An 8,389-nucleotide genomic window follows, 5' to 3' on the forward strand; every position below is an offset into this window, starting at 1 on the left:
GCGCAACGAGGCCCTGGGCCGGCGGCTGGAGGCACTGGAGGCCGACAAGGGCAAGGTCGAGACGGCGCTGGCCGATGCCCGCGGCGATCTGGAGGCCACCCGCGAACGATTCGAGACGCGGGTCGCCAAGCTGGAGCAGGCGCTCGCCGGCGAGCGCGAGGCTCGTGCCGCCGAGGCCGAGCGCTTCGCGGCAGTCGAGCGGGAACACGCGGAAACGGTTGCGGCGCTGGAGGCGGCACGTCAGGAGACGGCCAGTCTTGGCGAGGCGCGCGAAACCCTGGCGCATCAGCTGGAGGAGGCCCGTACCGCACTCGAGCAGTCCGGTCAGGCCATGCAGGCGCGCGAGGCCGCGCTGACGACGGAACTCAACGAGGTCCGGGCCCAGCTCGTCGAGGCGCGGGATGCGCTGTCCAAGGGCGAAGACAGCAGTGGGGCACTGCGCGCCCAGTTCGAGCAGGAGAGCGAGCGGCTGCAGGGGCGCATCGCCGAACTCGAGGCCGCGATGGAAACCGCCCGCGCCGAGCTGGCGGAGAAGGCCGGTGCGGTGGATGCGCTGGGTCGCGAGCGCGACACGCTGCAGGCCCGGACCGACGAGCTGGAACAGCGTCTGCAGACACTGGAGGGTGAGGCGGCCGAAGTGCTCAAGGCACGCGAGTCGCTCGAAGCGGAACTGGCGCAGGCCCGTGCCGAGGCCGCCGAGGCGGGGCCGCTGCGCGCCCGCATCGGTGAACTGGAATCGGCGCTGGCGGCCGCGGAGGCCCGGATTGCCGAGGCGAACGCGGGCGCCGGGGCGGCAGAGGAAGTCATCGCCGAGCGGGACCGGCTCGCCGCCGAGCTGGATGCCGTGCGCGAGGCGGCGTTGGCCCGCGAACGGGCCCTGGAGGCCGAGCTGGCCCAGTTGCGTGAGGCGACGACGGCGGATCTCGAGGCCATGCAGGATCGGGTGGCGGAACTGGAACGGGCGCTGGCCGAGGGCGGGGGCGATGCCGAGGAGACCGAACGTCTGCGTCTGCTGCTCAACGAGGCCCGCGACGAGGCGGCCGCTTACCGCGCCGAACTGGAACGGCTGCAGCAGCAGGCGCAGGCACCCGCCGCGGACAACGACGGCAGCGACCTGATCCGCCTGCAGGCGGAGCTGGAACTGATCCGCGAGCGGGTGAACGAGGCCGTGCAGGGACGCGACGCCGCCCTCGACGAGGCCGCGCAGCTGCGCGAGCAGCTTGCCGCCCGGCAGGCCGCGCCCGCGCCGGTCGCGATGCCGGCCGAGGAAGTGCCGGCTGCGCCAGGCCGGGGCGGGCTGGTGTTCGGACTGCTGGGCGGACTCCTGCTGGGCGCGGCCGTTGCCGGCGGTTTCCTCTGGTATCAACAGCAGCAGGCGGTACCGGTCGCCCCGTCGCCGGCACCGTCGGCCGCGGAGTCGCCCGCGGTTGCGGAGACGAAGCCGGCCGCGACGCCGAAGGCTGCGCCCGCGAAACCGAAGCGGGCCACCGTCCGGCCCAGCCTGCCGCCGCTGGAGGCGCCGAAGCCGGGTCGCAGCTTCCGCGACCGGGCCAGCAGTGATCCCGCCCTGCCCATGCCGGAGATGATCGAGATCAGGGGCGGCGAGTTCGAGATGGGCAGCGGCAGCAACTCGCTCGAGTTCGACGAGCGGCCGCGCCACAAGGTGAAGGTGCCGGATTTCGCCATGGGCCGCTACGAGGTCACCTTCGAGGAGTACGATGCCTTTGCCAGGGCCACCGGCCGCAAGCTGCCTGCCGACGAGGGCTGGGGTCGCGGCCAGCGCCCCGTGATCAATGTCACCTGGGACGATGCCGTCGCCTATACCCGCTGGTTGTCGGAACAGACTGGCCACGTCTATCGGCTGCCGACCGAGGCGGAATGGGAGTACGCCGCCGGCCGCGGCGCGCGCACCCTCTACTGGTGGGGCAACTCGCTGGGCGAGAACCGCGCCAACTGCTTCAACTGCGGCAGTGTCTGGGATGCCTCGAAGACCGCGCCGGTGGGCAGTTTCGACGCCAATGACTTCGGGTTGCATGACGTCTCGGGCAATGTCAGCGAGTGGATACAGGACTGCTATCATCCGAGCTACGAGGGGGCGCCCGACGACGGCAGCGCCTGGCTGGAGGCTGGTTGCAGCCGCCGGGTGGTGCGCGGCGGCGGTTTCAACAGCCCCGCCAATACCCTGCGTCTCACCAAGCGCGGTCAGCAGCATGCCGGCACGCGCCTGAGCGACCTGGGTTTCCGGGTGGTGCGCGAACGCTGAGGGCGCGCTCGGGGTGTCCGCAGGGGGTGGGGCGAGGCGCTGCCCCTGGTGCACTATGCGGGCCAAGTCCGACAGGCTGCTAGACTGTCGCCCCCATGAGCCGGATCATCGCAGTGGGCATCGCCACCCTGGACATCATCAGCGAGGTCGCCGCCTGTCCGCCCGAGGATGCGGAGGTGCGGGCCCTGTCCATGCGCCGTGTGCGCGGCGGCAACGCGACCAACACCCTGGTGGTGCTCTCCCTCCTCGGTCATGCCTGCGACTGGGCAGGCGTGCTGGTGGACACGCCCGACGCGGCGCCCGTTCGCGACGATCTGGCCCGCCATGGCATCGGCACCCGTTTCTGCCGGGTTCTCGAGCAGGGCAGCATGCCCACCTCCTGTGTCCTCCTCAGCGCGGCCACCGGTTCGCGCACCATCGTCCATTACCGGGACCTGCCCGAGTTCTCCGCCGCCGACTTTGCCCAGGTCGATCTCGGCGACTGCGACTGGCTGCACTTCGAGGGCCGGGCGGTCGAGGAAACCGAACAGATGCTGGTGCGGGCCGCGGCGATCCGGCCCGGGCTGCCGCGGTCGGTGGAGATCGAGAAGCCGCGTCCCGGCATCGAGCGACTGTTTGATGGCGCCGACCTGCTGCTGTTTTCCCGCCACTATGCCCGCAGCCGGGGCTTCGAGGCGCCGCGGCCCTTCCTGGAGGCCATGGCCCGCGAGGCGCCCCGCGCGGACCGGGTCTGTGCCTGGGGCGAGGCCGGTGCCGCCGTGCTCACCCACGACGGCCACTGGCATGAAGTGGCGGCGCGGCCACCGGAAAGGGTGGTGGATACCCTGGGCGCAGGGGATACCTTCAACGCCGGCGTCATCGACGGCCGCCTGCGCGGCCGCGACTGGCCGCAGGCGCTCGAGGCGGCGGTGACGCTGGCCGGCCGCAAGTGCGGTCGTCTCGGCTTCGATGCGGGGTTGGTGGCATGACTGCGGCCGCCGGTCCGGTGCTGTGCCGGTTCGAGGATCTGGCCGACCCCGACGCCCGCGCCTTCACTATCGAGCGCGACGGGCGGCCACTGGACATCATCCTGGTGCGCAGCGGCGACCGGGTGTCCGCCTACGTCAATCGCTGTCCGCATGCCGGCAGTCCGCTGGACTGGGTGCCGGGGCAGTTCCTCAACCTGGATCGAACCCATCTCCAGTGCGCGACCCATGATGCCCTGTTCACGCTGGAATCAGGCGAATGCGTGGCCGGCCCCTGTGTCGGCGATGCTCTGGAAGCGGTGCCGGTGGTCGTCGACGGCGGGGCGGTGCGGCTGCAGGACCCGGCGTCGTGATCCACGGCCTCACCCGTGCCTTTCCGCTATGGGCGCTGGCCGCCTGCGCGCTGGCCTGGTGGCAGCCGGAGCCGTTGGCGGCACTGCGTCCCGCCATCCTGCCGCTGCTGGGACTGGTGATGTTCGGCATGGGCATGACCCTGCGTCCCGACAACTTCCGCGAGGCCCTGTCCCGGCCGGGCGTGATCCTGCTCGGGCTGGGGCTGCAGTTCCTGCTCATGCCGCTGGCCGGCTGGGGGCTGGGCAGTCTGCTGGGTCTGTCCGCGCCGCTGGTGGCCGGCATGGTGCTGGTGGGCAGCGCGCCCGGCGGCACGGCATCCAATGTGATCTGTTACCTGGCCCGCGGCGACGTGGCGCTGTCCATCACCCTCACCGGCCTGTCCACGCTGCTGGCCGTGGTGGCCACGCCGCTGCTGACGGAACTCTATCTCGGCCGCAGCCTGCCGGTGCCGGCCGGACCCATGCTGCTGACCATCCTCGAGGTGGTGCTGCTGCCGGTGCTGGCCGGGATGTGGCTCAATCATCGCTTCCATGCGCGACTTGCGCCGGTCCGACACCTGTTCCCGCTGCTGTCGGTGCTGGCCATTGCGGTCATCATCGCGGTCATCGTCGCCCTCAACCGGGGGCGGCTGGCGGAGCTGGCGGGGCTGCTGGTTGTGGCCGTCTGTCTGCACAATCTGGCCGGGCTGGTGCTCGGCTATGCGGCGGCACGGCTGGCCGGCCAGCCGCTGCGGGTGGCCCGCACCCTGGCCATCGAGGTGGGCATGCAGAACTCCGGGCTGGCGGTGGCGCTGGCGCTGAAGCACTTCGTGCCGCTGGCGGCGTTGCCCGGCGCCCTGTTCAGCATCTGGCACAACCTCAGCGGTTCATTGCTGGCCGGCTGGTGGGCGCGGCGCGCATCCGACGCCAGTTGAGTGTTGCCGCAGGGGATGGGTCCCGGGGCCGGGGAGCGGCAGTTGCGGTCCGGGGCGGACGTGATTGCCGGCGGCTCAGCGCTGGGCGTCGACGAAGGCGGCGATGTCCAGGCCGGCGAGCACGCCTGCGTCGGGCTGCCGGGTCTCCGCTCCGGAAACCGCGACTTCCTGCAGGGCCGCCACGGGCGCGGGATCCCGGTATTCGTCTCCGGCGATCGTCTCCGGCTCGCGCCGCTCGACCGCCTGTTCCACTTCGCCGGTTGCCATGTCGAGGATCATCATCTCGCACCTCCTCGTGCGTGTCGGCCGCCCTCTGACTGAATTAGCGGCCATCGCGGGTGAACATTGAGGTGGGCGCGGGACTCTTCAAGTCGACTCGCGAATCAGTTGTTGGCTCAAGCGCTTGTGCGAGGCCGCGACGGGTCGTCGAGAGCGGCGACGGAAGCGAGATGGTGCGCGCGGCGTGTGGTTTCCGGCAGCCGGTAGCGCGGCGTGCAGGCGAGCACGCAGCGGACCGCCGTCTCCAGGCCGACGCGGTGTCCGATGGAAACGAACACCGGACTGACCCCGGCGCGGGTGCGCAGCACGGCGCCGATCACCTCGCCGCGGTCGCGCAGCGGGGACCAGTCGCCGCGATCGGGGCCCGGCGGCTCGTATTCGCCGATCAGCCGGCTCTTGGCCACGCCGATGGTGGGCAGGCCGGTGACCACGCCCAGGTGACAGGCCAGGCCGAAGCGTCGCGGGTGGGCATAGCCCTGGCCATCGCAGAGGATCAGGTCCGGGACACGGCGGGCCGCATTCAGGGCGTCGAGCAGTGCCGGTACCTCGCGGAAGGACAGCAGCCCCGGCACGTAGGGGAAGGTGGTCGGCCGGCGTACCACCACCGATTCCAGCGGCTGCAGGCCGGGGAAGCCGAGCGTGGCCAGGGCGGCACGGGTGACGCGGTTGCCGTCCTCGAAGCCGATGTCGGTGCCGGCCACGGTCTGTGGCGGGTCCAGCCGGTCCTCGAGAATGACTTCCGCAGCGAGCTGTTCCTGGATGCGGCGCGCCAGCGCCGGCGACACCCGCCAGGGATGGGGCGCGGTGAAGCGGGGGCGATGGTCAGTCATCGCACAGGGGCGTCCGATGACGGCTATTCGAAGGCATCCAGCGGGTTGATCCAGGCTTCGTTGCCGTGGAGATCGAGGTCGACGCCATAGTCGTCGCGTTCGATGTCCATCGAGCCGGACCAGTCCTCCGGCGGTTCGGTGATCTCGATATCCAGTTCGTACCAGCTGTCCAGATCGAGTTCCTCGACCGTGCCGTCGAAATACTGGAGTTCCACGGTCTGGTCGTCCTCGTCGTAGGCGACAATCTCGAAGGTGTCGCCGGTCGCGGTACGGTACCAGTCGCCGATGCGGGGTTCGAACTCGGTTGCCATGGTGCATTACCTCCCGGCCCGCCGGTGCGCTAACATCTGTCGCTGCCGGGCGGGCCCTCTGGTCTTGGTATAGGCGCTCGCCGCCGGCTGCGCAAGGAAGCAAGACGCACGCCACTCGCCAGGGGGGAGCAAGCGCTTGAATATCGTGATTATCACCCATTCGCCGGGGCGGTCGGCCCGCGTCGGGGAGATGCGGCAATGAGCTGGTGGGGCAAGGTCCTGGGCGGCGCCTTCGGTTACATGCTCGGCGGGCCACTGGGCGCCCTGCTGGGTGCGGCACTCGGGCACAAGTTCGATCAGGGGCTGCACATCGAGCCCGGCGCCGGCTTCGATCCCGGCCAGCAGGAACGGGTCCAGACCGCCTTCTTCACCGCCACCTTCTCGGTCATGGGTCATGTCGCCAAGGCCGATGGCCGGGTGTCGCCCGACGAGATCCGTCTGGCCGAGCAGGTGATGGCGCAGATGCGCCTCGACGGCGCCATGCGCAAGGCCGCGCAGGCTCTGTTTCGGGAGGGCAAGTCGCCGGATTTCGATCTCGATGCCGTGCTCGACCAGTTCCGCCGCGAATGTCATCGCCGCCGGCACCTGGTTGTCAGCTTCCTGGAGATCCAGCTCGCCGCGGCCCTGGCCGACGGCAGCATCGCGCCTGGCGAACGCCGGGTGCTGGAATACATCGCCACCCGCCTGGGCGTCAGCCCGGCCGAACTGGCCCAGCTCGAGGCGCTGGTCGCCGGGTTGCATGGCGGTGGCGGCGGGCAGGCCCGGCGACCGGCGACCGAAGACGAACTGGCAGCGGCCTACCGCATGCTCGGCGTGACGCCCGAGGCCAGCGACGCCGAGGTCAAGAAGGCCTACAGACGACTGATGAACCAGCACCACCCGGACAAGCTGGTGGCCAAGGGCCTGCCGGAGGAGATGATCCGGGTCGCCACCGAGCGCACCCAGCAGATCAAGGCGGCCTACGAACGCGTTCGCAAGGCCCGCAGGGGCTGACCGAAACCGGGAAAGGGCGGGGTCTGCAGCACGGGCCGAAGGCCTCTGCCGCCGCGCATCATCGAGGTGTTGGGGGCACCTCAGCCGAAGTAACGCCCGCCGGAGGCGATGGCCACCACCGCCAGGCCGAGCAGGAGATTGGTGCCGACGATGCGGCGGATGCGGTTGAGCTGAAGCCCGGCCTCGGGCCAGTCCTGCTCGGCGACCCGGTGGCGCAGCTTGCGGTAGGGCGCGAAGTACAGATGCAGGTAGAGGGCGATCATGAGCCAGCCCAGGCCCTGCATCAGGTGCACGTGCAGGCCGGCGTGCCCCATGCCACCGAACACCTTGAACACCATCAGGTAGCCGGTGAGGGGCAACAGCAGCACGGCGATCCACACCCAGGGGAAGAAGCGGCCGAAGGTGGCCACCCACAGCGACAGGCGCTGCGGCGGTTCCAGCAACCGGGCGGCGGCCGGACGCAGCGCCATGTAGGCGAAGAACATGCCCCCGACCCAGACGACGGCGGCCAGCAGGTGCAGGGTGATCAGGGGTGTCATCAGGTTCATGGTGTGTCTTCCCGTTGCTTGGTGGTGGTTTCCAGCCAGCCGCGAACGCGGCTGACCAGCTCGTCTTCCAGCCCCTGGAAGAAGTGGTCGGCACCGCTGACCTCGAACTGGCGGTAGGCGCGGTTGCCGGCCCTCACCGCGGCCTTGCGGCGCGCCGGGGCGCTTGCCGTCACCGCGGGCAGGTCGCGGCTGCCGTAGAGATCGAACACCGGCAGGCGCAGCCTCTGCAGGTAGGCCAGGCTGTCCAGCAACGGATCCTCGTCGCGCACGCTCAGGCCGACGATCGCCAGTCCGGCCAGCGGCAGATCGGGCGTGTCGGCGACGCAGGCGGTGGCCATGGTCGCACCGAGGCTGTGGCCGAGGAGGAATACCGGCAGGTCCGGTGCCCGTTGCTGGAGGAAGGCGACCGCGGCCTGAATGCGTGGCGCGGCCTCCTTGATGAGGGGGGCGTATTCCGCGTAGCCGGCCTCGTTGGCCAGCACCGGGGCCTGGATCGACAGGGTGGACCAGCCATGGTCGGGCAGGCGCACCCGCAGGGGGTGGATCACGTCCGGCCAGTCGGGATGGGCGCCGGTGCCGTGAACCAGGATCACGGCACCCTTGGGAGCACCCGTGGTGTCCTCGGTGTAGAGGGCCAGAAACTTCTGCCCGTTGGCCTCCAGCCACTCGGCCTCGCCCACCACCAGCATGTCGGTGATCTGCTCGGCCCAGCGCTGTTCCTTTGCCGTGTCCGTCGCCCAGGCCGTGCCGGACAGGGCGATAAGGCAGAAAATAATCAGAAATTTCCGCGTCATAGGGTTCCCGTTGCGCGCGTGCGGTCGAAGTGCGGGGGATACGCGTGACAGCCCGGGACCGCCGCCGATGGCTGAAAATGGCTGGCGCTTAGGGTACAGTGCGCAGCTTTCGGAATTCAACGAACCCAGACAGCTCAAC

Annotated in this window: 10 protein-coding genes; 5 read left to right on the top strand and 5 right to left on the bottom strand. The window is 70.3% G+C overall.

The window, feature by feature from the left end; genetic code table 11:
- From MVF76_RS00530 to MVF76_RS00545, 4 genes are all read left to right on the top strand, one after another.
- A partial coding sequence (locus MVF76_RS00530; protein ID WP_297526596.1) for an SUMF1/EgtB/PvdO family nonheme iron enzyme occupies positions 1-2,263 on the top strand: 2,263 nt, incomplete at its 5' end.
- Positions 2,264-2,358: 95 nt separating this feature from the next.
- Positions 2,359-3,231 carry a PfkB family carbohydrate kinase gene (locus tag MVF76_RS00535; RefSeq protein ID WP_297526598.1) on the top strand — a complete coding sequence of 291 codons (873 nt, stop codon included), beginning with the start codon at positions 2,359-2,361 and terminating at the stop codon, positions 3,229-3,231.
- A complete protein-coding gene (locus tag MVF76_RS00540; RefSeq protein ID WP_297526601.1) occupies positions 3,228-3,581 on the top strand; it encodes a Rieske (2Fe-2S) protein in 354 nt (117 codons plus the stop codon). The genes MVF76_RS00535 and MVF76_RS00540 overlap by 4 nt, the downstream gene beginning before the upstream one ends.
- Positions 3,578-4,495, top strand: coding sequence for a bile acid:sodium symporter family protein (locus tag MVF76_RS00545; RefSeq protein WP_297526603.1), 918 nt, complete (start codon positions 3,578-3,580; stop codon positions 4,493-4,495). The genes MVF76_RS00540 and MVF76_RS00545 overlap by 4 nt, the downstream gene beginning before the upstream one ends.
- A 75-nt stretch (positions 4,496-4,570) precedes the next feature.
- On the opposite strand, the gene MVF76_RS00550 is transcribed toward MVF76_RS00545, so the two are convergent.
- From MVF76_RS00550 to MVF76_RS00560, 3 genes are all read right to left on the bottom strand, one after another.
- Entirely contained in the window at positions 4,571-4,777 is a 207-nt protein-coding gene (locus MVF76_RS00550; RefSeq protein WP_297526606.1) for a hypothetical protein, read from the bottom strand.
- A gap of 113 nt (positions 4,778-4,890) precedes the next feature.
- Positions 4,891-5,604: a deoxyribonuclease V gene (gene nfi / locus MVF76_RS00555; protein WP_297526608.1), complete on the bottom strand. Its 714-nt coding sequence runs from the start codon at positions 5,602-5,604 to the stop codon at positions 4,891-4,893.
- A gap of 23 nt (positions 5,605-5,627) precedes the next feature.
- Positions 5,628-5,915: a DUF6763 family protein gene (locus MVF76_RS00560; RefSeq protein WP_297526610.1), complete on the bottom strand. Its 288-nt coding sequence runs from the start codon at positions 5,913-5,915 to the stop codon at positions 5,628-5,630.
- A gap of 198 nt (positions 5,916-6,113) precedes the next feature.
- On the opposite strand from MVF76_RS00560, the gene djlA reads away from it, so the two are divergent.
- Complete coding sequence (gene djlA, locus MVF76_RS00565; protein ID WP_297526612.1) at positions 6,114-6,908, top strand: co-chaperone DjlA; 795 nt, start codon at positions 6,114-6,116, stop codon at positions 6,906-6,908.
- An 80-nt stretch (positions 6,909-6,988) separates the two neighbouring features.
- On the opposite strand, the gene MVF76_RS00570 is transcribed toward djlA, so the two are convergent.
- Positions 6,989-7,447: a CopD family protein gene (locus MVF76_RS00570; RefSeq protein ID WP_297526616.1), complete on the bottom strand. Its 459-nt coding sequence runs from the start codon at positions 7,445-7,447 to the stop codon at positions 6,989-6,991.
- Positions 7,448-7,452: 5 nt separating this feature from the next.
- Positions 7,453-8,250 (bottom strand): alpha/beta fold hydrolase, encoded by a 798-nt coding sequence (locus MVF76_RS00575; RefSeq protein WP_297526614.1) that lies wholly within the window; start codon positions 8,248-8,250, stop codon positions 7,453-7,455.
- Positions 8,251-8,389 lie beyond the last annotated feature (139 nt).

The sequence above is a fragment of the Thiohalobacter sp. genome, assembly GCF_027000115.1.
GTDB lineage: Bacteria > Pseudomonadota > Gammaproteobacteria > Thiohalobacterales > Thiohalobacteraceae > JALTON01.

What these genes read in the sequence shown, in the direction of transcription:
- MVF76_RS00535 (WP_297526598.1), top strand. Translation starts at nt 2,359, where the DNA reads ATGAGCCGGATCATCGCAGTGGGCATCGCCACCCTGGACATCATCAGC.
- MVF76_RS00540 (WP_297526601.1), top strand. Translation starts at nt 3,228, where the DNA reads ATGACTGCGGCCGCCGGTCCGGTGCTGTGCCGGTTCGAGGATCTGGCC.
- MVF76_RS00550 (WP_297526606.1), bottom strand. Translation starts at nt 4,777, where the DNA reads ATGATGATCCTCGACATGGCAACCGGCGAAGTGGAACAGGCGGTCGAG.
- nfi (WP_297526608.1), bottom strand. Translation starts at nt 5,604, where the DNA reads ATGACTGACCATCGCCCCCGCTTCACCGCGCCCCATCCCTGGCGGGTG.
- MVF76_RS00560 (WP_297526610.1), bottom strand. Translation starts at nt 5,915, where the DNA reads ATGGCAACCGAGTTCGAACCCCGCATCGGCGACTGGTACCGTACCGCG.
- djlA (WP_297526612.1), top strand. Translation starts at nt 6,114, where the DNA reads ATGAGCTGGTGGGGCAAGGTCCTGGGCGGCGCCTTCGGTTACATGCTC.
- MVF76_RS00570 (WP_297526616.1), bottom strand. Translation starts at nt 7,447, where the DNA reads ATGACACCCCTGATCACCCTGCACCTGCTGGCCGCCGTCGTCTGGGTC.
- MVF76_RS00575 (WP_297526614.1), bottom strand. Translation starts at nt 8,250, where the DNA reads ATGACGCGGAAATTTCTGATTATTTTCTGCCTTATCGCCCTGTCCGGC.